Origin of the sequence: Vibrio sp. 1CM2L (assembly GCF_023161695.1) — a bacterium.
In the GTDB taxonomy this organism is placed as follows: domain Bacteria; phylum Pseudomonadota; class Gammaproteobacteria; order Enterobacterales; family Vibrionaceae; genus Vibrio; species Vibrio coralliirubri.
Window position 1 is genome coordinate 469,472 of sequence record NZ_JALNTT010000003.1, and the last position, 24,736, is coordinate 494,207.

The 24,736-nt window shown below is 44.8% G+C and carries 15 protein-coding genes and 2 pseudogenes; 13 read left to right on the forward strand and 4 right to left on the reverse strand.

Translation table 11 applies throughout. From position 1 onward, the window contains the following. Positions 1-270: 270 nt before the first annotated feature. The 3 genes from MSG34_RS12180 to MSG34_RS12190 all read left to right on the forward strand — a co-directional run bounded on the left by MSG34_RS12180 (position 271) and on the right by MSG34_RS12190 (position 15,221). Complete coding sequence (locus tag MSG34_RS12180; RefSeq protein WP_248337596.1) at positions 271-10,665, forward strand: DUF11 domain-containing protein; 10,395 nt, start codon at positions 271-273, stop codon at positions 10,663-10,665. Positions 10,666-10,692: 27 nt separating this feature from the next. After that, on the forward strand, positions 10,693-14,208 hold the full coding sequence (locus tag MSG34_RS12185; protein WP_248337598.1) for a hypothetical protein: 3,516 nt from the start codon (positions 10,693-10,695) through the stop codon (positions 14,206-14,208). Positions 14,209-14,270: 62 nt separating this feature from the next. Then, positions 14,271-15,221, forward strand: a complete 951-nt coding sequence (locus MSG34_RS12190; RefSeq protein WP_248337600.1) for an OmpA family protein — start codon at positions 14,271-14,273, stop codon at positions 15,219-15,221. Between the two features lie 99 nt (positions 15,222-15,320). Here the strand turns inward: MSG34_RS12190 and MSG34_RS12195 are convergent, their stop codons facing one another. Continuing rightward, the gene (locus MSG34_RS12195; RefSeq protein ID WP_048614428.1) at positions 15,321-15,740 is read right to left on the reverse strand and encodes a BLUF domain-containing protein; all 420 of its coding nucleotides are present in this window, start codon (positions 15,738-15,740) and stop codon (positions 15,321-15,323) included. Between the two features lie 334 nt (positions 15,741-16,074). After that, complete coding sequence (locus MSG34_RS12200) at positions 16,075-16,266, reverse strand: hypothetical protein (protein ID WP_231624734.1); 192 nt, start codon at positions 16,264-16,266, stop codon at positions 16,075-16,077. A 526-nt stretch (positions 16,267-16,792) separates the two neighbouring features. Between MSG34_RS12200 and MSG34_RS12205 the strand changes: the two genes are divergently transcribed. The 5 genes and pseudogenes from MSG34_RS12205 (at position 16,793) to MSG34_RS12225 (ending at position 19,069) form a co-directional block, all read left to right on the forward strand. Beyond that, the gene (locus MSG34_RS12205) at positions 16,793-17,218 is read left to right on the forward strand and encodes a hypothetical protein (RefSeq protein WP_248337602.1); all 426 of its coding nucleotides are present in this window, start codon (positions 16,793-16,795) and stop codon (positions 17,216-17,218) included. 222 nt (positions 17,219-17,440) lie between these two features. Then, a pseudogene (locus MSG34_RS12210) lies at positions 17,441-17,647 on the forward strand (hypothetical protein); the annotation flags it as partial. A 124-nt stretch (positions 17,648-17,771) separates the two neighbouring features. Beyond that, the gene (locus MSG34_RS12215; RefSeq protein WP_050648790.1) at positions 17,772-18,020 is read left to right on the forward strand and encodes a TIGR03643 family protein; all 249 of its coding nucleotides are present in this window, start codon (positions 17,772-17,774) and stop codon (positions 18,018-18,020) included. A 67-nt stretch (positions 18,021-18,087) separates the two neighbouring features. Beyond that, positions 18,088-18,483, forward strand: a complete 396-nt coding sequence (locus tag MSG34_RS12220) for a DUF3465 domain-containing protein (RefSeq protein ID WP_086773680.1) — start codon at positions 18,088-18,090, stop codon at positions 18,481-18,483. A gap of 40 nt (positions 18,484-18,523) precedes the next feature. After that, positions 18,524-19,069 (forward strand): GNAT family protein, encoded by a 546-nt coding sequence (locus tag MSG34_RS12225; protein WP_248337604.1) that lies wholly within the window; start codon positions 18,524-18,526, stop codon positions 19,067-19,069. A gap of 169 nt (positions 19,070-19,238) precedes the next feature. Here the strand turns inward: MSG34_RS12225 and MSG34_RS12230 are convergent, their stop codons facing one another. Further along, positions 19,239-19,760 carry a prepilin-type N-terminal cleavage/methylation domain-containing protein gene (locus MSG34_RS12230; protein WP_248337606.1) on the reverse strand — a complete coding sequence of 174 codons (522 nt, stop codon included), beginning with the start codon at positions 19,758-19,760 and terminating at the stop codon, positions 19,239-19,241. 204 nt (positions 19,761-19,964) lie between these two features. Between MSG34_RS12230 and MSG34_RS12235 the strand changes: the two are divergent. The 3 genes and pseudogenes from MSG34_RS12235 (at position 19,965) to MSG34_RS12245 (ending at position 21,914) form a co-directional block, all read left to right on the forward strand. Beyond that, positions 19,965-20,627 (forward strand): annotated as a pseudogene (locus MSG34_RS12235) (DNA alkylation repair protein). 71 nt (positions 20,628-20,698) lie between these two features. Further along, entirely contained in the window at positions 20,699-21,460 is a 762-nt protein-coding gene (locus MSG34_RS12240) for a nucleotidyltransferase domain-containing protein (RefSeq protein WP_248337608.1), read from the forward strand. Between the two features lie 61 nt (positions 21,461-21,521). Continuing rightward, positions 21,522-21,914 (forward strand): NUDIX domain-containing protein, encoded by a 393-nt coding sequence (locus tag MSG34_RS12245; RefSeq protein WP_248337610.1) that lies wholly within the window; start codon positions 21,522-21,524, stop codon positions 21,912-21,914. 168 nt (positions 21,915-22,082) lie between these two features. Here MSG34_RS12245 and rplY read toward each other — a convergent pair whose 3' ends face one another. Further along, positions 22,083-22,361, reverse strand: a complete 279-nt coding sequence (rplY, locus tag MSG34_RS12250) for a 50S ribosomal protein L25 (RefSeq protein WP_017060373.1) — start codon at positions 22,359-22,361, stop codon at positions 22,083-22,085. Between the two features lie 367 nt (positions 22,362-22,728). Between rplY and MSG34_RS12255 the strand changes: the two genes are divergently transcribed. Together MSG34_RS12255 and MSG34_RS12260 are read left to right on the forward strand one after the other, a co-directional pair. Continuing rightward, a complete protein-coding gene (locus MSG34_RS12255) occupies positions 22,729-23,457 on the forward strand; it encodes a glycosyltransferase (RefSeq protein WP_017079049.1) in 729 nt (242 codons plus the stop codon). 14 nt (positions 23,458-23,471) lie between these two features. Continuing rightward, a complete protein-coding gene (locus tag MSG34_RS12260; RefSeq protein WP_248337612.1) occupies positions 23,472-24,728 on the forward strand; it encodes an LssY C-terminal domain-containing protein in 1,257 nt (418 codons plus the stop codon). Positions 24,729-24,736: the final 8 nt, after the last annotated feature.

A 24,736-nucleotide genomic window follows, 5' to 3' on the forward strand; every position in this document is an offset into this window, starting at 1 on the left:
TGATTCTAATTTAGACATCAGACTCTCTATTTAACATCTTCAGTAATTTGTTTTTTACGGATGTTAATTGTTCGGATTGTTTGAACTGTATGTTGCGCATGTCCCTAACAGGCTGGGTGCCAAATTAGTGACGTCAAATCTATGGCTTTTTGCCTAGACGCTTGTCAATCTACTGTGAAGTGCGCGTTAATGTTCAGATACAATCTTGCCTTTTTCTTATCCATTCTATTGTTTCCATTTGCCTCCTATGCGGACACAGCGGGTCTTGTTATGGATCTGTCTGTTGACAGCGCGTCTTACGACAACGGCCAAGAGGTGGCTTATACGCTTGTTTTAACGAATGAGTCGGATAAAGCTATTGCTGAGTTGGACGTTAAAGATGAGCTATTAAATATCTTAACGACAGATGACCAAGGGAATAATGTCAGCGCGTTCTCGCAAGTCTCGACTCAAGCGCAATCCTCCTTCCTTTCATCTCCAGGTGATTACAGTCGCTTCGGAAACTTAGATGCATCAGGTGTGCGTATTGCAGCTGGTGGGTCGGTGACCTACACCATGGTCGCCACCGTTTCTGGTGACGCAGCCGGAACGATTGATAACGTCGCAAGTGTGAGCACTGGACTGTTGGATACTGTTGAATCAAATACAGAATCCATTCAACGTGGCGTGTATCAACACGATGTTGTTGTTTCGGTCGATAAGGCGAACTATCAACTCAATAACAAACTCACCTATAAGATTAAGGTTTCGAATACTGGCGATACGTTTATTCAGACGCTCGACGTTCAAGATGTCATTTCAGACATAAAGGCACTCAATATTGAAGGGGCTTTGCAACAAGCCTTTACTGACAACGTTAACTCAGTCAGCAAGGTTGAAGGCAGCAAGAGCGAACCAGGCACCTTCGCCGAATCAGGGGACTTAGCAGTAAGTGATGCGTCGATTGATATAGGCGGGTCTGTGACTTACGAAATTCAAGCGACCGTTGCCGACAATTTAGTCGGCGACATTGTTAATGACGACATAACGGCTGAAACACGCGATGACTTGGTCACAGTTGATGAGGTTATCACTCCACCCACTGAGCCTAGTATCACCCTGACACATACCTTGAACCAATCGGATAACTACCTAGTCGACGATGAGTTTTCCTATACGGTCACGGTTGCTAACCAAGCAAACACTGGTATCGCGTACCATTATTCTGTTCAGCAGTTTCTTGCGGATCTTGAAACCGATCTAGGTAACGATGTCAGCAACGAAAAGAACGCAACTGACACGGTTGGTAATCCTTACGATTTTTGGACCAACGAAGTGACCTCGATTGGTTCTAATAGCCTTTCTGAACTCAATGCGTCTGGAAAGGAGTCCAACAAGTCACTAGAAGACAAAGTGTCTATCTATCCCGGTGAGCAGATTGTTTATTCCGTTGTGGTGGACGTTAGCCCTGTGTCTATTGGTCAAATCCCCCAAGTTGTTGCCCGAGTGGTTGATGCTGATGGCCTCGCTGATTCTGGCGATGCTTTGGCTAATATTCTCGATTCGAAAGACGTTCTGACTACGTCATCAAGTCAAATTACACGTAATAAGAACACCACAGATACTATTTATGTCCCGGGGATAGCCGGTGATAACGAAGTGGTTTATGACATTGTTATTTCTAACAAGGACACAGAGTTTTTCGCCAACGATATTGAAGTTATCGATAAATTTGCTTGTATCGTGACAGAGCAAGCGGATGGCTCTAACGCTTCAGCATTTTCCGAGTGGAAGCTTGAAGTCGCCGATAGAAGTGGTGATGGATCGAATTATGGTTCATTTAATTACAATACTTGGACAACAAACGACATCAATTTGAAAGTCGACCTCGCACCTGAAGGCTACGTTCATTATAAGCTGACCGCAAAAGTGGCAGACACCAGTGTGGGTCAGATTGTTGATGATGGTACCGATGCGGGTTTGTGTTTAGGGGATAACTTAGGCGAGTCGGGCTCTGGTGTACAAATGCCAAACTCGAAATTAAAAGTCCAAAAGGAAGTGGATTCTCGTTACTACTCAGCTGGCGGTACCCTGAACTACGACATTACGGTAGAGAATAACGGTGACGGCTACGCGATAGATGTACCGGTTTATGATGATTTAGTGTCTGTCATGACTCAGTCTATTAATGATACACCGACTAAAGCGTATTTGAGCTGGGTTATTACTGCGAAATCCTATGCCTCTGACGGTTCAATTTCGACAAACAGTGATCCCGGCTTTACTGGTCAAATTGAAGGTAATCAAAGCAATAAACTTATCTTGGACGAGAAGGCTAAGTTGGCCCCACACGATAAGATTGTTTATAGCATTGCGGCGATCGTAAACCCCATTGCTGATGATGAAATCCGTAATGAAGTGACGGTCGACAGCGTGCTTTATTCCGATAGAGGCTCATACCCACGAGATTACTACTTAGTATTGGATAAGCGTGTTGATGGTCATAACGAACAAAACGCGTATACCGACACCACCAATACTGTCACTTATACGATCAGCATTACCAACCCAGCAGGGAACGGCTTCGCCTCCAACATCAATGTTAAAGATGAAATCAATACCATAGAAGCAGAGTTACTTCACGAGCCGGGTGAAACCAAGCCCGTGTTCTCTTCGTGGACGATCAGTGCAGAAAGAGAGGCAGACTCTCCGTGGGTGAAAGCTGTGACTGACCCTGGATCGTTCTCGGATAACAATGATCTGGATGCCACCGCTCAGATCCCGCCAGGTGCGACGATTACTTATACCATTGTTGGGACACTCGATCGCAGTGTCGACAGTGAGATTCTTTGGGGAGCATTCACCAATACCGCAACAGTGACGGGACCAGATACTAATCTATCGGATACGGTACGTACCTATCCTAGCGAACCGAATCTTGTAGTCGCTAAGACCGCTCAAAATACCGACTTTGTTGTAGGTGAGCGCGCTACATTCGATATTTATATCTATAACCGCGGCATTGGTTACGCAAATGACGCAACGGTACAAGATAGCATTTCAGCGCTTAACTTCTTTAATAGTTGGACAATTGTAGGTTCGACCAATACCGATAAGCCAGGTTCTCGTTACGGTGACATTACTAACGACACTGACATCAATACCGACGTTGATATCACTCCCGGAGGGTGGGTTCACTATGAGGTGAGCGGCATTGTTAAGTCTGACTATGAAGAAGAACAAGTATCTAACCGTGTTGATGTTTACGATCCTATTACAGACCGTGACCACAGCTCTTCCGCTCAAATAGATAACTCACACAGTACCTATGACATCAATGTTTCACTAGCTAAAACGACCGATGTTGTCCGTTACACACCGGGTGAAGATCTCACCTATACCATCGTTATTGGCAATAACAGCGACACTGATGAGACCGATCTTATCTTCATGGATCGCCTGAGTGAGATCACTACTACGCTAGCGAATGATAAAGATGGTGAAGTAGAAGATGTTCTTAATCAAAACCCGTTTGACTATTGGTCTGTTGATACTGGCTCAGGTTTCGGCCCTCAAACGACTGAAGATGTGGAGTTCCCAGTTTCAATTCCGGCCAAAGACTTTGTCACGGTGCGTATTAAGGCGCATGTCAAAGACAATGCGGTATCTAATGGTGTCGCTGACAGAGACGGCGGCATAATCCGCAACGAAGCAGTGCTGATTCATAACGATAATGCCGGTTGTACTGACGATTGTGAGTATGCCAAACGTGCCGTGGCTGAAAATCATCAGGTACATAACAGTGGCGGCGTTGTTCGCACAACTAACATTAACCGCTACTCTCCGGGCGATCAGTTGACTTATACCATCAAGTACAACTCTCAAGACGGGCACGGTTATCGAAATAACGTTGACGTTAACGAACTGATTAATGACATATCAGTGGAGCTACAAGACGGCAATTCAGGTAATCCATTTTTCGATGATTCGGTAGGTTCAAACAAGTTTACGGTGGCGGTTGCTAAGAGCGACCCTGCGAACGCGGGTACAACCGATGGTACCAAAGACGGTGATGTTGCGAACGACACTGACATTGTGACTTCAATTGATATCGATGCTGGCGAAGACGTGACTTACACAGTAACAGGTACAGTAAGACCGGATGCGGTCGGTGATATTCATTACCGAGATACCGTCGTGATTCCCGATGATTACCATTTAGATTTTGATAAAACGACTGATGAAGTGGTGTACGAGCCAGCTCAGACGGTGACCTATCACTTAGTGATTGAAAATGACGGCAAAGGTAACGCGCACGATATTCCAATCGTCGATAACCTCGAAGATATTACGGTCAGCTTAGTGGATGGTAATACAGGACCAGCGTATTCAGATTGGACCATCACATCGATCGCAACTGGAACCGATTCTGAGTATGTGGATGCGGGCGCAGGTGCTGGCAATGTTTACACATCAACCAACAGTAACTTAAATGTTGAAGCCGATATCCCGATGGGCGCTAAGCTTGAGTACCAAGTTGTCGCGACTATCAATGACAAAGCCAATGGCGATGTTGTTAACGTTCTAACCGTCGATGGCGACACGATATCTCATGATATTCGTCAAGAAGCTCGAAAAGTTGATTTTGAAAAGAACATTCTGGCGTATTACGACACGGATGAAAACGAACTGGTTGGCGCAACTAACTACATGCCAGGTGGTTATGTTGAGTATGAAATTTTAATTGAGAACATTGCGAGCGCCCACGTTGATGATATGAGCTTGCGTGATGACATCGACCAAATAACCACACAATATTTCGATGGTAGTCGTGGTCCTGCCTTCGATAGTTGGGAAATTGAAACGTCTTCAGATAGCTCAGGTATTTCCAACCCAGATGTTGATAACTCAATCCAAGACAATAAGCCGATTGATACTCACTTCGATATCTCGGCAGACAACTTTGGCCGAGCTGCATCGTCAGCGTTTGTCCGCTATGTCATAAAAGCCAAGATCAGTCCGAAAGCGGTTGGTTCTTTTACCAACAAAGCTTTCATCGACGAAGACAATGGCAATGAGTTGATCGCGGTATCGCCACCATCAACGATGGCGGATCCTGAAGTCACGTTCTCTAAAAAAGCGTTTTATGATGCAGGCTTCTCTTCGCAAAAAACTGAATATTCTCAAGCTTCTGGCGAGAGTGAGGTTTACTACCGTGTTGAGATTAAGAATGCGGGTGATGGTATAGAATATGGTTCTCGCCTAGAAGATGCGATTTCGGAAATTCAAACTCGTATTGCAGAAGACAGCACCACTTCAGGTGGTGATCCTGTTGGACAACCGTTCTTGGCTGGCTGGGACGTTAGCCTAGATAAAACGGCTGCGACAGGCTCTATTACCGACGCGATTGACTTTGTACCTGGCAATAACATCGATATTGATAACGAAATTGTTATCGCGCCTCAAGAAAGCCTAACGTTCACTATTCATGCTCAAATTCGTGAAGATGCATTGGGTGACGTTCAAAATAAAGCGACGTACGACGGTAGTGCTCGAACAGCGAATTTAATGCCGCTTGAAAATAATACCAGTGTTGAAAAACGTGTTGTGTCGATCAACGGCAACCCGTTCAGTGATGGTGATACCTATCTTCCGGGTGACGAAGTTGAGTATGAATTTGTAGTCACAAACCCTGAAAACGGTTGGGCGAATGATATTCAGATCAAAGACACAATCACAGACATTCAAGTCGAAGTGATTGGCGGTAAAACGGAATTCGCTTTTGTTTCTGGCGATATCACCCATGAAGTTAGCAATGGTATTGATGCCAACATTGATACCTATGTACCAAGCTACAACACCAGCGGCAACCTTGATATTGAAACCGATATTGCCGCGGGAGAAGTGCTGACCTTTAACTTAACCGGTGTCGTTCGTGATGATGCTTTGGGCACGATTGATGCGAACCAAGTGACCGCAGGAAGTGGCTCTGCGACGTCGCAAGTGATACCACCTAAAGATGCCGAGCTCGATTACTTTAAAACCTTGGTTTATACCGATGGTGAATCGGCAGGGTGTTCTGTTCCTTCAAACGATGGCAGCAGTTGTACTTACGCACCACGTGGTGATGTTGAGTATCAAGTTACGTTAGATAACACAGGCGATAGCATCGCAAATGATGTGAGCGTTATCGATGCGATTCACACCATTAAAACCGAAGATGGCGATGATGCATTCTCTAGCTGGACAACGGCTATTGCGGTTGAACCTGTTGGCACTTATGACGTGCAAGGTAACTACAGCGGTAGCGTACCATTGAATGCAACTGTCGATCTTCGTCCTGGTGAGCGTATTGTGTTTGACGTGAAAGGCACCGTGTCGACTTCAGCGACAGGCACTATTACCAACACGGCGCAAGTGAACGGTGATAACACCAACGACATCGTACTTGATCCGGGCCGCTCGAATATCCTAATTGATAAATGGACGGATACGCCTGAGTACGTGCCGGGTGGAACAGTGAATTACTACATTGACATCACCAATGACGATGTGGATTCTGGCCTGTTTTCGATTCGTGACATCATCAGCGGCTTTGAAGTCGAAACCGTCGATGGTTCAATGAAAACGGCATTGACAGAATGGACGGTAGATTATGATGTGCTTTATAACTCGGCGCCGTCAGATCTCAACGCTAATGACTTCTCAGAGCTTGATAAGTTAGTTGGTCAAAACAATCCAGACATCGATTTACCTGCCGAATCTATCAAGATGGCAGGGCGTGACGATGCAGGTACGGGTGGCGGTAATAAGTACACAGTTATCCGTATTCATGTTCAAGGTAAGGTTCGTGATGATGCGATTGGACGCTTTACCAATACGGCTTATCTACGACATGGTTTGGACGATTCGAAGATCGCTCGCTTACGAGAAGGCTTTATCACTCCGAAGTCGGGTCAATTGGTTCTAACCAAAGAGACGACGCCAATTGCAGAACCTGATGCCAAATACCAACCGGGTCAACCAATCTCATACAAGATCACTGTGGCTAACACGGGTGAAGGTTACCTTGTCGATCAAGTCTTAACTGATCGTATCGACACCATCATAACAGAGGTGGCTAACAGCCCAGATCAAGAGCAAGCGTTGACAGGTAATTGGATCATTAGCGACGAACAGCTTGATGGCAGTGGCGATCCAGCTCTGAATGCTCGCAAAGATGCGGTTAATAACGCACAGGGTTATAGTGTGACTTACAGCATTCACCCGGGTGACAGTTATTCATTTGTCGTGACCAACACTGTTAATGATAAGGCCAAAGGCGAGATCACTAATGTCGTTAAAGTTGATAGCGACGACGGTGAGCACTCTGCCGACGCGACCTACATTCCAGAAGACGCGCAAGTTGAGATCACTAAAGACGTCGATAAAGCAGAGTACCTTCCGGGAGAGGCGCTTCAGTACACGGTAACCGTTAAAAATAACGGCTTAGGTTGGGCTGAAGATGTTGCTATTGAAGATGCGCTGAAGTCGGTTGAAACCACGATCGCAGGCGGTGCGACTGAACAAGCTTTTGACCCTGCTTCAATCCAAATATCGGCGGTATCGACAACCGGTGAAACCCCAGTACCGGATGCAACCAGTGGTGAAGACCTTAATGAGACGCTCGATATTGCGCCTCAAGACAGTATTGTTTTCACTATTCAAGTGGCGACTAATCCGTTGGCGACAGGCGATATTACAAACATCGCATCAGCGACCTTTGACGGCACAACATTTGATGACAGTGCTACCAGTACACCAGTGTTGGCGACGGTTTCGGTCAAGAAGACGGTTGATACGCCATCGTATGAAGTAACCAAGCTGATTAACTACGACATCACCGTAACCAACAGCTCTGATGCGTTTGCATCTGGTGTTCAACTTCAAGACATCATCAGTGACATTCAAGTCGACACGACCGCGGATAAACAAGAGTCGGCATTCCTACTTTGGGAAGTGAGCTTTGAAGCTTCCGACGATCGCTCTGTTGTCACTCCCAAGACGTTTGACTTGAGTGAAGATATCGATGTGAGTATGGATGTTGCGCCACAGAGCACAGTAACCTTCCACGTTAAGGCGTTAATTCGCACGACAGCGATTGGTGATATCAGCAATACGGCCACCATCACTTACAATGGTGCCCCACAAGACTCTGTAGTGATTATCACACCGAAAGAGGCGGAGTTTGTTGCGACGAAAACCAATGTGCAAACCGAATATGAGCCGGGTGGTGAGCTTGAGTTCTTGATCACCATTGAAAACACCTCGAACAACTACATCAGTGACTTAAGTGTTGTTGATGATATGGAGTCGATTGAGGTCGCCTACTACAACGGTTCGACAGGACCCGCTTTTGTGGCTGGTTCCACCTCTTTGGTGGTCGATTCAACCACAATAGGCACCACCACCGAGCAAGTTAGCCAGACGGAGTACAACGTAGATATCGCGCCGCACGGCACAGTTGTGTTCCGATCAAAAGGCACCGTAGTCGATACCGCGACCGGACACATCATTAACACCGCGCAAGTCGACGGCGGCGATGTTATCAGCCCTCCAGTTCACACCGTGGCGGCTGTGGTTCAAGCCGAGCTGTTTACCGATGCCCCGTATTACGTTCCAGGTGAGCAAGTTGAGTATCACTTAGTGGTGCAAAACATAGGCCGTGGTATAGCCAAAGATGTCGCGCTTTACACTCAGTTCTCTGAATCCATGGGTGATCATATTGATGGTGATTTTAGCAATGCGTTTGATAAATGGACACTAACGGCAACATCAGAAGGGGCTGAAACTCAACCGGGCACCTTTGATAACAACAAAGACCTGTTCACCTTGGTCGACATCGCGCCGGGCGGCAAGATTGATTACACGTTCACATTGACGGTCAATGAAGACATGCTGACTAACATCGATGTGCTTGGTTACTACCTCGACTTAACTGGCAGCCCAGCGATGCGCGCTCGTTCTAAGGGCATGTTGGCGTCTGAAACCTCGATGCAGGCAGTGGCAGACCAAGTATCGGCTTTGGATTTACCGCCGGTGGGTGCTGATCTGGTTGTTGAAAAACGTTCTGATAAACCTGAATACACCGAAGATGACGACAGGGTCACTTATTACTTAGCTGTGACTAACAACGGTCAAGGTAACGCGGCCAATGTTCGTCTAACCGATGAGATCAGTGAGCTACAAAACAGCACTGCTAATAAAGTCTTTACCGATTGGACAATTGAAGGTGTCGAAGTCGACGATTCGGGCGTGGTTATTCAGCGTCTTACTTTCCCGTCGAATAAAGACTTAGACACCACCGTTAACCTGAAATCCAACAAACGAAATGCCTTCGCGTTTGAGGTCGTGGGTACGCTAGGTAAGGGCTTGGATGACGACATTACCAATACCTTCACGGCGACTGAATCTGACGGTACTGAAACCAGCGACAGCGTAACTACTCACATCAAGAAGATTCCAGATAACTCTGGGGAGTTGGAACTAACCAAGTCTGCGCTGCAAGATACCGCGCAAGTGGGTGATGCGGTTGAGTATGAGATCATCGTTGAGAACAACAATGAATCTTACTTTAAGAACGTGACTGTGGAAGACCGTTACCCAGGTGGTCTGAAATACATCGTGGATACATCAGAAGTTGTGCTAAGCGGCAATGATGGTGAGTTTGGTACGGAAGACGATCAGGTTATCTCTCAAGAGCCATCAGACACCGGCAAGTTAATGTTCACATCGTTGAACTTTGATCCGGGCAAGAAGCTGCGTATTCGTTACTTATTGCGTGTATCAGTAGGTGCCACCTTTGGTGATTACATCAACACAGCAGTAGCGAAGGTTGATGGCACGGCTGTTTCTAATGAAGACACCGCCAAAGTGACCATAGAGCCGGACAAGGTGTTTGATACCTCATCGATCATCGGTAAAGTTTTTGAAGATCACAACAAAGATGGATTCCAAGCTGATGCAACCGCGTTTGATGTTGAGCTAACTGCGAACTTAGCAACACAAGGCTACATCGCTGATTCGACGCACATCATTCGTGATGGTCAAGACGTTGCTATTCAAGATGGTGCGATAACCACTGCACTTGAGCAAGGCTTGGATCTTGGTGATCTTTGGGGACATTCAGTGAACCGAACACTGCCAGAAACCAGCAAAGTGGTTATTCAATTTAAAACTCGCACACAGCAGAGCTTTGATTTCTACGTCACGACCGATGCGGGCTCTCGCATCGAGTTCGATGCACAAGGTCAGATTCAGTTTAAGCATGAATCGGACAAGAAAAAGGGACTGAGTGCGGAAAACCTCAATGTAACTAGAAACCTATATCGCGATGGCGAGGATTACCTGTGGGAAATCGTTATCGAGAACAAAGGTATCTACGAAGATGGTATTCCGGGCGTTAAGTTGATGACGGTTGAGGGAATCGTTATTTACACAGACCAGTACGGTCGTTACCACGTGCCCGACCAATGGGTACTCAATAAGAAAGGTAAGAACTTCCTAGTGAAGTTGGACACTGATTCGCTCTCCACCTCCATGGAAGTAGTAAGCGAAAACCCGAAAGTGTTGCGAATTACCCCGAACAAGCTCACCAAGTTCAACTTTAGCGTTCATCGTAAAGACCAACAAAGTGAACAGAAGTAAGCCATTGGAACCGTATCTGGAAATTGTATGAAAGTATTTAGTAAGTCTCGTTTAGCGACGTGTGTGTTAACGGCCATTCCTGTGATGGCGGTAGCGAAAGACACAGGTAAGCTTGAAAAACTCGGTTCTGAGACGACTGGCATTGAAATCACTAAGCCGAACCAAGATCAAGATAGTTCGCGTATTTACCTAGAACAAGGCGCTATTTGGGCAAGCCGCGACATCACACGCTTTGACCCAGTGCTCGACGTCAGTGTTAGCGATGAATTAGAAGTGGAGCAAGGCACACTGCGTGACAGCGTCGGTTTCACCATTACCACCAACTATGGTTACTACATCAAAAAGTACCAGTTGGAAGTGTACCGAGTGGGTGACTTTGGCTTGTCTGAGCCAATCGCTGTACTTGATGGCGACAAACTGGCGAACGACTCTGACATCAATTGGGATGGTCAAACCGATGTTGATTACCAATTTAATGTCGGGGAGCAGCTGATGTTCCGCCTAAAAGCGTGGGACAAAGATGGCAACATGGATGTAACCACCGTTGGTGTGACTGACTTAGTCAAGCCGGACTCTGAAGTCGATATCGACCGAAACGATAACGATGATGAAGAGAGCAAAGATAAAAGTTACGGCCAAGCTAAGTTGATGCGTCACAACATCCCGACCAATGCGGGCTTAGCGAAATTCATCGGCACTGGCTTAAAGGGCGTAGATAAAGTCATCATCGGTGAAGATGAATTTGATGTCGAAGACGGCAACTTATACGCAGAGCAGTACTTACCTACAGACTCCTACATTTTCCCAACCAAGGTTGTGTTTGATAACGGCGATGAGCGTCGTTATAAGCTGTACGTTCGTATTCCAGATACTTACTACGCACAAACTGGCTTGGCTGATCTTTATGTTGGTAGGAACAATGTGTCTGGTAATAGCGATGCATTAAGTGTCGATAACCAGTACCAAGATGACATCTATAACCAAGGTCGTTTAGCGTACTTTGGTCAGGGTAAATTTGGCGACAAACTTCGTGTAACGACTCACTTTGATACGCGAGAAAGTGAAATCAAAGACATGTTCAAACATCCGTTCGCCTCCGACGATTCGGATGTGTTCGATATCCTCGAAGACGACGATGAGCTTTATTACGGCAACTATGGCGATAGCTCAAACATCGAAAAAGTGGTCAACACCAAAGGCAAGGTTTACCTCAATGTTGAATACGATAAGTCTCAATACTTGTGGGGTAACTACAACACGGGTTTAACAGGCACCGAGAACAACGATTACAACCGTAGCCTCTATGGTTTCAAAGCTGATTATCGTACTCGTGATACTACACAATACGGTGAAGATCGTTTGAACGTGGTCGGTTTTACCGCAGAAGCAGATTCGTTGTATGCACACGATGAGTTCTTGGGCACTGGCGGTTCTCTGTACTTCCTTCGTCATGGTGAAGCGGTACCAGGAAGCGACAAGGTTTATGTGAAAGTAAAAGATGAATCTGGCCTAGTGCAGAATGAAATCCCACTTGAGCCGGGCGTCGACTATGACTTTGACCCGTACCAAGGTCGTATTATTTTGACCAAGCCACTGGACAATATCCTATCCGACAGCTTTGGTAGCGTGATTGAAAACGGAGACGACTACGAAAACTTTCTGGTTGTTGACTATGAGTACGTCCCACAAGGTTCTGACTCATTAGATGCGATGTCTTACGGTGGTCGTGCCAAAGGCTGGATCAACGATTACATTGGCGTTGGCGTGACGTACGCGACCCAAGAGAAAGACAATCAAGATTACGAGTCTTATGGTACGGACTTAACGTTACGTGCTACTGAAGGGACCTACATTAAGGCTGAGTTTGCGCGCAGTGAAGGTAGACAAACCGAGTCGAATTTCGTCTCTACCGACGGTGGTTTAACCTTTACGCCAATTGGCGACACATTGGAAGACCGCGAGGGTGATAGTGTCCAAATCACAGCTGTTACCAGTCTTTATGACCTTGCCCCAACCATCTTTGGTGCCGTTGGTAATGACCTGAAACTTTGGTATCGAGACAAAGACGCGGGATACAGCTACGCGAGCAGCAGCGATGACCTTGAACAAGAAGCTTACGGTGCTGAACTTCGTTTACAAGCAACTGATCGCTTGGCGGTGCTATCTCGTTTCTCGACCAATGAAGAGCGCGATGTCGATGGTAATCTAGAAACAGATACTGAAACGATTGAGATTGAGACTCAGTTCAAAATCACCCAGCACATTAAGGTATCTGCAGCTGGGCAACAAACCGAAGAACTTAACCAAAACGACGAGCACAGCGATGCGACCTTAGCGGGCGTGCGTTTGGAATACATGTGGGACAGCGACAACAGTGTCTACATCAAAGGGCAAACCACAGTATCTCAATCGGATGACTACGACGAGAATGACAGTGCATCGATTGGTGCGGAATTCCAAGTATTGGAAGATCTGTCGTTGGGTGGTGAATACACCGATGGCGACCGCGGGCAAGTCGCCGAAGCAACCGTGACTTACGATGTGTCTGATGACCACTCCACATACGTGACCTACGTTGATGATAACTACGAAGGCGAAAATAACGTGATTGTCGGTCAGCGTGCAGATCTCACCAGCAGTGTCGATTTTTACCAAGAGAACCAGTTCGTTGATGAAAACGATGGTCACGGTCGTATCGACTCGTATGGCTTTGGTTACGATGTGACGGAAGATGTCGAGATGGGGATCGGTTATCAACTTGGGGAAATTGAAGATGACCAGAGCATCACCACAGAGCGTGAGTCCATCAGCTTCAATGCATCGATTGATCTGGACGACATCACTCTAAGTCATAAATTCGAATATCGAGTGGATAAGAGTGAAGACGACCCAGAGATAGCACAACGTGAGCTGCAACAAATCGTGACCACCAACCGTTATACGCATCATTTAACGGAAGAGTACACGCTATTTGGCAAGTACAACTACTCCATCACCGAAAGCGAAACCACGGGCGAAACCATGGCGCAATTTACCGAAGCCACTGGCGGCCTCGCGTATCGTCCGATCTACAACGATCGACTCAATTTACTGAGCCGCTACACCTATATTGCAGATTTCGACCAACTGGATCGCGATGTGGATTATCAAGACGAAACCAGTCAGATCATTGAAGTTGAAGCGATCTATTCGATCGACCAACACTGGGATGTCGGTACTAAGTACGCGCATAAAGACAAACAGCAAGCTTTTGAACGAGCGTCTGGTTCGAATGAGCTGGTTAAAAGCGATATCGACCTATACGGGTTAAGCGCTTCTTACCGCGTGATGAAAGAGTGGGATGTGACGGGTGAATACCACTGGAAAACAGACACTCTCAACGATGAGCTAGAACACGGTGCATTAGTTTCGGTGAACAAGCACATCGGCGAGAACTTCAAAATGGGGATTGGTTATAACTTCTCTGCGTTTGATAGTGACTTAACCAATGATGACGATTACGACGCATCCGGTGTGTTCATTAACTTAGTAGGTAAGATTTAAGCCAGCCCAAAAGTGGCTTGAAAGTTAAGAGTTGAGAATTCAAAGTGGCAGTTAAGAGTAAGATGAAAACAATTATTTTCCTAATAAGCGCAGTGATGAGTACCTTGCTGCTGTCCGGCTGTGCAACCGACACGTACGTGAGCCAGGAGAACCGAGACAAGTTCGCAGGCATCGATGTGTCTAAGTTTTTAATCAGCGAGTGTTTGGCGCCAGAGCGTGAGGTGCACATCGCTATCGCAGAGCATTTTGCGTTTGATAAATACCAATTACGCGACCTCGACAAGATCAACTTGGATACCTTTGTTAAAGAGATCAGAGGCCTCAAAGGGCGTATCACGATTGTCGGCCATACTGATTACAAAGGTTCTCTGGAATACAACGAACGTCTTTCACAGCGCCGTGCTAAATCGGTCGCAGATTATTTGAAAGGGAAACTAGACCCAACGCAATATGACTGGGAAGTGAAACACCTTGGTGAGACTCAACCTCTTCTGTTTGGTAAGACAGATAAAGACCGAGCGGAGAACCGCCGTGCATTTATTGTGTTTGAAGAAGCTCAGAAGTACGAAGAGATGCCTTTCTGTGAGCCACCAAAACCAGAACGTAAAGTTTATATGGCAATGACACCACACTTCGATTTCGACAAATCAGTACTCAAACAAGAAGATCTAACGCAGTTAGATGACTTCACAACGAAGTTGAGCGGTCTGCAAGGCAGTATTATGGTGGCAGGGCACACCGACCAAGCGGGTTCACTTTCTTACAATGAAAAACTGGCAGAGCGCCGCGCAGAAACGGTGGTTGAATACCTCAAAACCAAACTCGACCCTAAGCAGTTCATCTGGGAAGTGAAGTCATTTGGTAAGTTGCAGCCTGCGATTAATGAACGTTCTGAAAAAGCCGATGCATTAAACCGCCGCGCGTTCATTGTGTTCAAAGAATCTGATATTACCGCCGAACAGCAAGCTCTTGCTGGCAGTGAACAAGAAGCGGTGAGCAGCGAGAGCGAGTAGAGTTCACCGAAGAATATCGAATAGATGTCTCTATAACAAAACGCCCCATACGTTGGGGCTTTTTGTTGCTAACTCTAGGGATTAAGTCGGAGCGAAGCTCTATTCTGATGGCAAATTCTGTTTCAGTTCCAGAAGCATTCGGTAGGCACTTTCTCCTGACATCTCATACGGGTTGAACTGATCGGATGTTGAAAACTGTAAATTAACCAGTTCAGTGAGACTAGATTGTGGAATATCACCCATAGACCAATCACCAAACTGCCTACAATCGATCTCTTTGAAATATAAAATCATGACGTTTTTGTGTCGCTTGTCATTCAAAATATGATTGTAAGTATGGTTCACTGCGGTTCTCGAACCTTCAATGCATTGCAGGAAATACTTATCATTGTGGCTTAGAAGGCCAGTTAAATGGCTTTGCTTATTGCGGTCGTGTGAAATCTGAAGAATGTCGTTCAAAGCCTGAGAATCGCAACTTTCACAGAGCGTACTGACATAAATTAACCGAGTTAGGAGCATAGGCATCACTTCGATTTTTGTTCAAAGGGTACTAACAAATATAAGCCAAGCTCATGGAATTGCTAATTATTGGTAGAATTGTCATTAATGCGTTTTTTGAGGATAGTGAGAATGGTGAACAAGTGGAGAAGAATTGATCATAAGAAGAAAGGGAGCTCAGAAATAAGATGGAATTATTCGAGCGTTGGCAGTTAGCGCACTTTAAGAATGGCGTGAAAAGCAGGCAATAAGCTCTATTTTACACTTGTATTTGGTCAATGAAGAGAGTTGATGCTTCCACACCTTCAGTTGATTGCCCTTACCTGCTTTACGCTAACGTTTGAGGTGATAAATCCTACTCGCTTAAAACCGAAATCGATTCGACGTTAGAAGAGGAATCAAATCGAACGTTGACCAACACACTTTCACGTTCGAAAGTCACATCATCAAAGTCAGTCGTTGCGATCTTAAATCCATTTCTTGCGAACAAACTCGTCACCGTTGTTCGTTGTTTCTGTTCCATAGCGCATGTCAGTAGTTCGTTCATCGTGATCTCCATTAGGTAACCGTGTGCATAGTGTAAGCGTACAGGCTCTACATTATGAGATCAATTGCTTAATCGATAAGCTATGTTGATATGTTCAATTGAGTGATTCGGGCATTTAAAAGCTGAATGGATGGGTGGTGAAGAAGTTATACTGTCTATGATAAGTAGAGCGTTATGTGACCACTGTTCAGCATTCCTTGAACACGAAATTTGTCGCAAAAATCGCGTTGAAATAAGTGGTTACAAAGCAGGAGGAATCATGCCCGCCGTTTGGTATGTTTGGTCGGTTATTGGAACCATTATCGGCCTATATTTCACTTAACTAAAGTACATCGATTTACGATGAGTAGACTCCTCAATAAATCTTCTTTTATCTGAATTTTGTATGCCAAGTGGCGTTGTTATAATTGTTATTAATTACATAGGCTTGATTTTAATATTGGTTTGATTTATAAAATAAGCATTCGTTCATTAACTTCATGATTGTATTAGTTTTTACTAACCTTTAATGACATGGAGAAAGGCGATGAAAAAGAATCAAACACGCAACAGGTTAGCGAATTTAGTGCGACTTCGTAGGTCATACAAAGCATCAGACTTTCTAGTGAGTTCTGATGAACTTCGAGTTAAGAAGGATGTTTACAGCTTACGTAAAATCAAACAGTTAGAAATTCGTCAATTGGGTCTTAAAGAAAACGCAATCAATATCGTTTCGTTGGCTTTAGTCCTCTCGGCAGCGACTTGGGCATTCGTTCCTCAGTTCGGTTTGCCGATGCTTGCACTGACCTTTATTTTGGCGTTTGTTACATGGCGAAGATATGAGTTGCGTGCAGAGTTTAAAGGATCAGACGAAACTGGTGATCACTGGGTATCTGTAGCTCGAGGTTGTACTCGAGAGGAGTTCAAAGTGTTGAAAAACATTGAATTGGCTTTACGCGATCAAGTTTCTTAATGGCTAGATCGGTTAAGGCTTGGGTCTTATAACCGTTAAGCTCCCATAATCAATAAGGCTCGTCATTGTATGACGAGCTTTTTGTTTTCGGAACAGCACCAATAGAGCAGGTTACTTTGAGAGGACTGCGCTTATATTTGTAATAGTTATCTGTATGAATCTTAAGTCACGGCATTTTTTGGTGATCTTTGCGGCTTTGAATATAGGGAGTAGTTGGAGATGATTTCTGGAACGTATCCAAGAGCTCCTCAATATTCCTTCGGCGCAATTTGTGCTGACAGAGGAACTGTGATGTCTTATGAGCGAGATGTTATACCTGCTTATTCTAGCCCGGACATCAGAGTCGATGGCATAAAGTGCGGGGATAGCAAATACCACAACAATGCGAGAGTGCTTAGAGAGTTTGCACAAGCTTATTTAACTCCATGATTGCCTCGCTGCTAGCTTGTTGTTTTATTGAACGTTATAACGCGTCAATTCAAAGTGTTTGTCCTGTGATCTTTAAATTTGGAACGAGCGTATTTCTCCAGTTTATTAAGGAAGAGTATGCCCAATGTTATCCAAAGAGAATGAATCAAGAATTATTGAAATGGCGTGGGAAGACAGAACGCCGTTTGAAGCAATAGAACAGCAATTTGGTTTGAATGAATCGCAAGTGATTCGTTTTATGCGCAGTCATCTTAAGCTCTGCAGTTTTAAGCTGTGGCGCTCTCGTGTTTCTGGGCGCTCGACTAAACATGTAAAGTTGCGTAATACCGATGTATCGAGAGGTTATTGTCCAACTCAGTACAAGCATCGTTAGAAGAGGGGATGCCCAGTCAGTATCCCAAATCAACACTCAGATATGGGAAACGAAAGAAATGAAGGGAATGAAACAATTTTGCGCTCTACTTTTGGTGCTGCTTAGCTTTGGCATCAATCATGTTCAAGCGAATGATACGCGACTTAAGCAAGCTTACGAAAATCATCAAAGCGACGTTCAGGTGCGCGGAGCGGGTACGGTGTATCGAGTACTTCCTGATGATAATAAAGGCTCTCGACATCAGAAATTCATTTTGCGACTCGATAGCGGACAAACCTTGCTAGTCGCACATAATATTGACTTAGCTCCTCGTGTTCAGGACCTGGGAAAGGGCGACCGAGTTGAGTTTTATGGTGAATATGAATGGAACAAGAAAGGTGGCGTAATGCACTGGACGCACAAAGATCCTCGCAATCATCATGCTCATGGTTGGTTAAAGCATAATGGGAAAGTATACGAGTAAGCGACACCTCGTTTTGTTTTAACATGAAAAAGGAAATTTGATGTTCAAACTCGAAACCAGCAGATTGATTCTTCGAGATATGAGGCCTCAAGATGAGCCTGCGTTTGTTGGCATGTCTCAAGACGTAAAGTATCAGCGTTTCTATGACGAAAGTGATTGTGAACCTAACAAATATCGAGAGCTAACCCAGTTGTTTGTTGAGCAGGCTTTGGAAGTACCACGCCAGTCCTATCAGCTCGCGGTTGAAAACAAAGATTCAGGGAAGTTTATTGGAACCGTTTGTTTACGTCTTGAAGGCAACCTACAAGCTTCAATGGGTTGCGCTTTCTCAAGGGAAATTCAGGGAAAAGGGCTTTCTATAGAAGCGGCTGAAGCGCTCGCTAATTTTGGGTTTTCAGAGTTGGGCGTGCAACGCATCTGCGCCGAAACCATCAGTAGGAACTTGGCAGCCATCAAATTGTGTCAGTCACTGGGAATGAAAGAAGAAGCGCGCTTTGAGAATCATCGGTTCTTCAAAGGTAAATGGTGGGATACGGTCGTATTAGCGATTCTTAGCACTGAATGGGAACGATTTGGTCAACAGTAAGAAGCGGGCTGCGCTAATGCTAGGCGCTTGCCTTCAGGTGAGCTAGATAGCACGCTTGTTTATCCGCAAACGTGCTTATATTTAACTTCAAATAGTTGATTATCAATGCGTGGCGAGCTGTTATGCGCAATTCTAAATTGGCGAGGTGCTGAAAATTTGTCTTTGAGGTTTAATTATCTGGCTCGTCGTCTACAGTAACCTCACCGTCCATCGAATTATAATAGATTGAAATTCCAGGCACTACTCTGTAATGGTAGATACATTGATCGGTTTGAATGTATTCTGCGATGTAGTCTGTATCTGTAGGCGAGTTAAAGCTAGAAACACTTGGTGGATCAAGGAGTAGAGCCCCCCATACTGAGATGCAGTCTTCAGTGTTGTCTAACCTTGGAGAGTCTTCGGGTAAGTGCCATTGCTGGGCTGGGTATCCCCACTCATTGAAGTCAAGCTGGCCGGTTGCGGAGTCATCATAGATAGGCACATTCGTAGATGCACCGCCACCGTTTGAGGTTAAATTTTTTGAATAGGCAAGGTCGACACCAGCTTTAAAAGCAGCGCCAGTACCTTTCACGGCTGCAATATGGGAATCTGTACTCACATTAAGGAATCTAGGGGTTGCCGTAACGGCGAGTATTCCAAGAATCACAATAACGACAACAAGCTCAATAAGTGTAAAACCGTTCTTTTTCATTTAGTACCTCTTTTTAAGGCCGCTAGTATGCATTATAAGTTGCTCTTACCAAAGGAAATATCCTTGTTTTAGTGGTAATTTAAATGCTCAATAATGAATGTTGTGATTAAAGTAACTGGAATTTTATAAATTGTATACGTATGACTTAAGTACTGTGTATTTCACTTTGATATTAATTTTAGTTCTATGAAGGTTTTGCAATTAATGAATATAGTTGAAACGGTAACGCTTCATCTTTCAGACGTTGGTTATCCAGAGGCTAGTGTTAAAACAGGGCAGGTTCGATCTATATAGGCGCTCGTTTTTAAAACAATCAAAAATAAAGACATCTCCAATGTTTTGTCCTTGTGTACTCAATTACTTGAAGAAAGGGGTTGGGCGTTAGGCGTTATTGCTTACGACTGGGCTTTTAGAGTAAGGAAACAATATTCGAAAGAAACGTTCTCCATATTTGAACATTGGTTAATCCACTACGTTACCGATTGGAATGATTGTGATGACTTCTGTACTCATGCGTTTGGTGAGTTACTGTCTCAGCACAATGAGTTGTTCGAGATGACAACGAAATGGGTCATACATTCTAACTTTGCCGTGCGAAGAGCGGCCACTGTTGTCTTAATCTATCCGATCAATAATGATAAGTACTCAGGTTTGAACCCCTTTAAAGTGGCTGATTTGTTGATTAAAGATGAACATGATCTTGTGCAAAAAGGCTATGGTTGGATGCTAAAAGTGCTCAGTCAAAAAGAGCCTGAATTGGTTATTCGTTATTTAAAGGCTAACCATGCCGTAATGCCACGAGTCGCTTTTCGCTACGCGTTTGAAAAGGTGAACGATAAAACTAAGCGAGAGCTAATGTCACTTTAACCACTAGCACTCCTCAAATCATAAGTAGAATCCTGTGTGATTAATTATAACGATTAAAATAGGAATCCAAGGTGCAAGACCAAACTAGAGGGCTCGATAAAGACGGATTTATTCAAAACCTTTATTCGTCAAAGAACATTACGCCTGAATTTCAAGAAGTGGTGTCAGCAGCCGTTGATTCGTTGCTAAGAGAGCTCCCGGGACAAATAGATGGTATCTACTTGTACGGTAGCGTGCCAAGAGGGACTGCCATTATTGGTCGCTCTGATTTGGATGTCTCTATCGTACTTACTACGCCTATTGGCCAAAAAGAGAAGGGAGTATTTAAGCTCCTTTCTGACACCATTCCCAAAGCATATCCGCAAGTGAGCAAGCTTGATATCGATCCTGGCTTCCAGCGCGATGTTCTGCAACCCACGGAAAAGTATCACTGGCACTTTTGGATCAAGCATTGCTGCTGTTGTGTTTGGGGGAATGATTTATCTAATGAGTTCCCACTATACAAACCAAGCATTGAGATCGCCCAAGCGCTTAATGGCGACTTGTCTACTTTTCTTGAGCAAATGAGCCCGTCTTTTCAAACAATGGTTGGTGGGGATGTCGCTAAGGTGATTGGCAAGAAGTTAGTGCGTGCAGCGTATTACTTTGTGGCTGAGCAAGACGGCAGCTGGTACACCGACTTGAACCAATGCGCTGCAGTAGCCAAGCGTTATTACCCTAATCAAAGCGACGATATTGAAATAGCACATCAATACGCTCTCGGGCAATTAACCTCTAAAGTTGAAGCCTTGGAGTTGTATGAAAGACTGAGCAAAGAGCTTGTTGTAAATTAAGCATTAACACAAGCTAGAACAGCAAACTTAACTACCGTTGTTACGGTTTTAGGAAAATTAGATGGATGTCCACGAGTGTGTTTCTTTTATCATGCTGAACGAATCGCAAATATTACTAGAAAAGCGTAGTAAGTCTAGGGAGACCGATCCCGGTTTAATCACTATACCTGGCGGTCATATTGAACACGGTGAAAACCAGGTTCAGACACTCTTTCGTGAGATCGACGAAGAGCTTAATGTTGTTCCGATTGATTACCAATACTTGTGTTCGCTTTACCATCCTACGAAGGAACTTCAGTTGATTCATTATTTTATTGTGAGTGACTGGGAAGGAGATATCACCGCTCAAGAGGCTGATGATGTTAAGTGGTATTCACTAGGTTCAGCTCCTGTTGGTATAGCAGCCGATCGTATTGCTTTGAAAGAAGTAGAGCGCGTGGGTAGGTATCTTTAGTTTGGATTCGATAAGATGTTTTGGGTATTTTTTGAGGGTACAAAAACGGTGAAACCCCGATGTTGGTAGCATCGGGGTTTCGAATTTCTAGATTTCTCGACTGGTAAGATCGATTATCTTTTCTATGCAGAAGGCTGGATTAATCCAATCTTATTCCTTGGTAGGGAATTAGATACGGATGAAGTCCATGTGCTCAACTTTTGGCTTGAACGCGTGACGTTGAACGTCTTGTGGCTTAACCTTAACTTCTGCGCCGTCAATCAGTAGAGTGATTGCTTCGTAGAATTCAGGCTTATCCATTTGGTTGATCACGTCAGCGTGAACAAGTTCGATAGCTACAGCTTCAGCTTCGCCACCGTAGATTACAGCTGGGAATTTACCAGCGTGACGTAGGCGGCGGCTCGCACCTTTACCTAGTTCAGTACGTACTACTGCTTCAAATTTCATAGTTTTACTCTCAAATTAGTAAAAATTAACTTCACACCTCAATGCGACCTTGAGTATGTGGTAATGCTTAAACATAAAAGTTCATGCTTAAGCAAGCGCGGATACTAACATCACATTCCAATATGAGCAAGTAAGAAGCCCATCTCAAAGTGAATTTCCTTCGATAATGGGTTCGTTTGGAGATAAAACGTTCGCTAACGCTTGTTTAGCGCATTTTACCCCCTTTTACATCGCAATTCTTATCTATTTATATCACCGCTAAATCATCAAGTTAATGAACGGAAAATGAATGTTTGCCTAAGACTTGGTTAAGGCTTAGTTCGTTAATATTAGTGTTAATTAATCAGCAGAATGAATAGGTGAAAACATGGAACCAGTAAGTATTGTCGTTATTACGTTAAACGAAGAGAAACGCATTAGCCGCTTAATGGAAGAGTTGAGCGTGCAAACCCATCAAGAGTTCGAAGTGATTGTTGTCGACTCGAACAGTGAAGACAACACCAGAGAAGTGGCACAAGCTTATGAAAACGCGTTGCCAAAACTAACGGTTCATCATATGGAAAACCGTGGTGTGAGCCTTGGCCGAAATACAGGTGCGTCATTAGCGCAATACAACAGGATCCTTTTCTTAGACGCTGACGTGAGCTTGCCTCGAAACTTCCTGGCGAAAGCGCTTTATGAACTAGAAGAGAAGAAGCTTGAAGTGGCGGGTGTCTACATGAGCTCGAAAGGTCTGCCGCTTGTACACAAGTTTGGTTACGGGCTATTTAACGCTGGCTTGTTTACTACCCAATTCTTTTTTCCGACGGCGATTGGCGCATGTATTTTCTCGACGAAACGAGCGCATGATGAGATCGGCGGTTTCGATGAAGAGATCGTACTGTGTGAAGACTGTGACTACGTAAAACGTGCGAGCAAAACATGGCGATTTAGATTCCTGAATATGACCTTTGGCTTTGACCCGCGTCGTTTAGACCAAGATGGCGTTGTGAAGACAGGCTCTACTTATCTTAAAGCCAATGTAAGACGCTTCTTTAAAGGCGAAATGCGTAACAACGAGATGAACTACAAGTTTGGTCACTACAAAGAACAGTAAGCATTGAGGTTGTTATGTTTGATGGACTAGGGCTATTTCTGGGAGCATTGGGTGATGCTCTCATTGGCCCAAACCTATTTGTACCGGGAGAGCCCTTTTTTATCGCAGCGGGCTTTCAACTGTATTCAGGTGCATGGATGGCGTTGGTTTTGGTAATGCTAGGTGGTTTACTTGGTGACCAACTCAGTTATTTCATTGGTTATAAATACGGCGCTAAGGCGCAACGAAGGCTCATTAAGTTTCGTCCTAAAACCAAAAGATTAATCGCGCGCTGCCGCTATCTGGTTGCTCGCAAAGGCACATACATCATTCTTTTTGCTCGCTTATTAGGGCCTATCGCTTGGGTAGTGCCATTTATAGCGGGTTCGCATCGTGTACCGTGGCGCAATTTCAGTGTGTTGGCGTTGTTCGGCTTGGCCCTTGGTGGAGGGCAGTTCATTGCTTGGGGTATGTTGCTGGCGCACGGCGTTGAAAACTTTCCGTGGCTTAATAGCCTTAAGATATTTATCTCTGAGCACAATAGCTTGATCGTCGGTGTGTTCGCGGTATTGGTCTTCACCATTATCGGTTACCGAATGAAGTGGCGACGCTTGGTTCTTAAGTCGAGTGCGCTGATGTTAGCGTGGGTATTGTTTGCGAACTACGCCCACTTTTTTTGGAAAGCGGATGACTTTCAGAATCAACAAGAGACGCCTCAAATAAACAAAGTAGACTGGAACTCGGTTACCTATAAAGCATTCCCAGGGAAATCGTCATTCTACTCAGCGCAAGCGATCAACGTAATTTATGTTGGAGCAACTCCAAGAGATTTAATGAAGCAATTAGGCTGGATAGAGAATCAAACCTTCTCTCGAAATGAGATTGAATGGGCTGGTTACCTCGCATTGCTTAGAGACAAAACGCCACCAGTGTCCGATTTATATTGGAGAGACAAGCCGCAAGATATGGCGTTTCAATTGCCGGGTAACTTGATGAAGCGTAGCCATATTCGCTGGTGGCGTGCTGGTGTTGATATTAAAACTAACCAGCCTCAGTGGTTAGGCGCAATTAGTTATGATGATGGCCTTAAAGTCACCCCTTATTCAGGCATTGTAACCGTACTTCATAACATTGACCCTAACGTTGATGAAGAGCGAGATAGGCTCGCTAATCAGATACGAACGTCACTACCAGACATCGAGTTAGTTAAACACCCATTGGCAACGGTGGAAGTAATGAATGACGATCATGACTATTATACGGATGGCAGGATTCTGGTTATCGGCTCTTAAGACTCGCT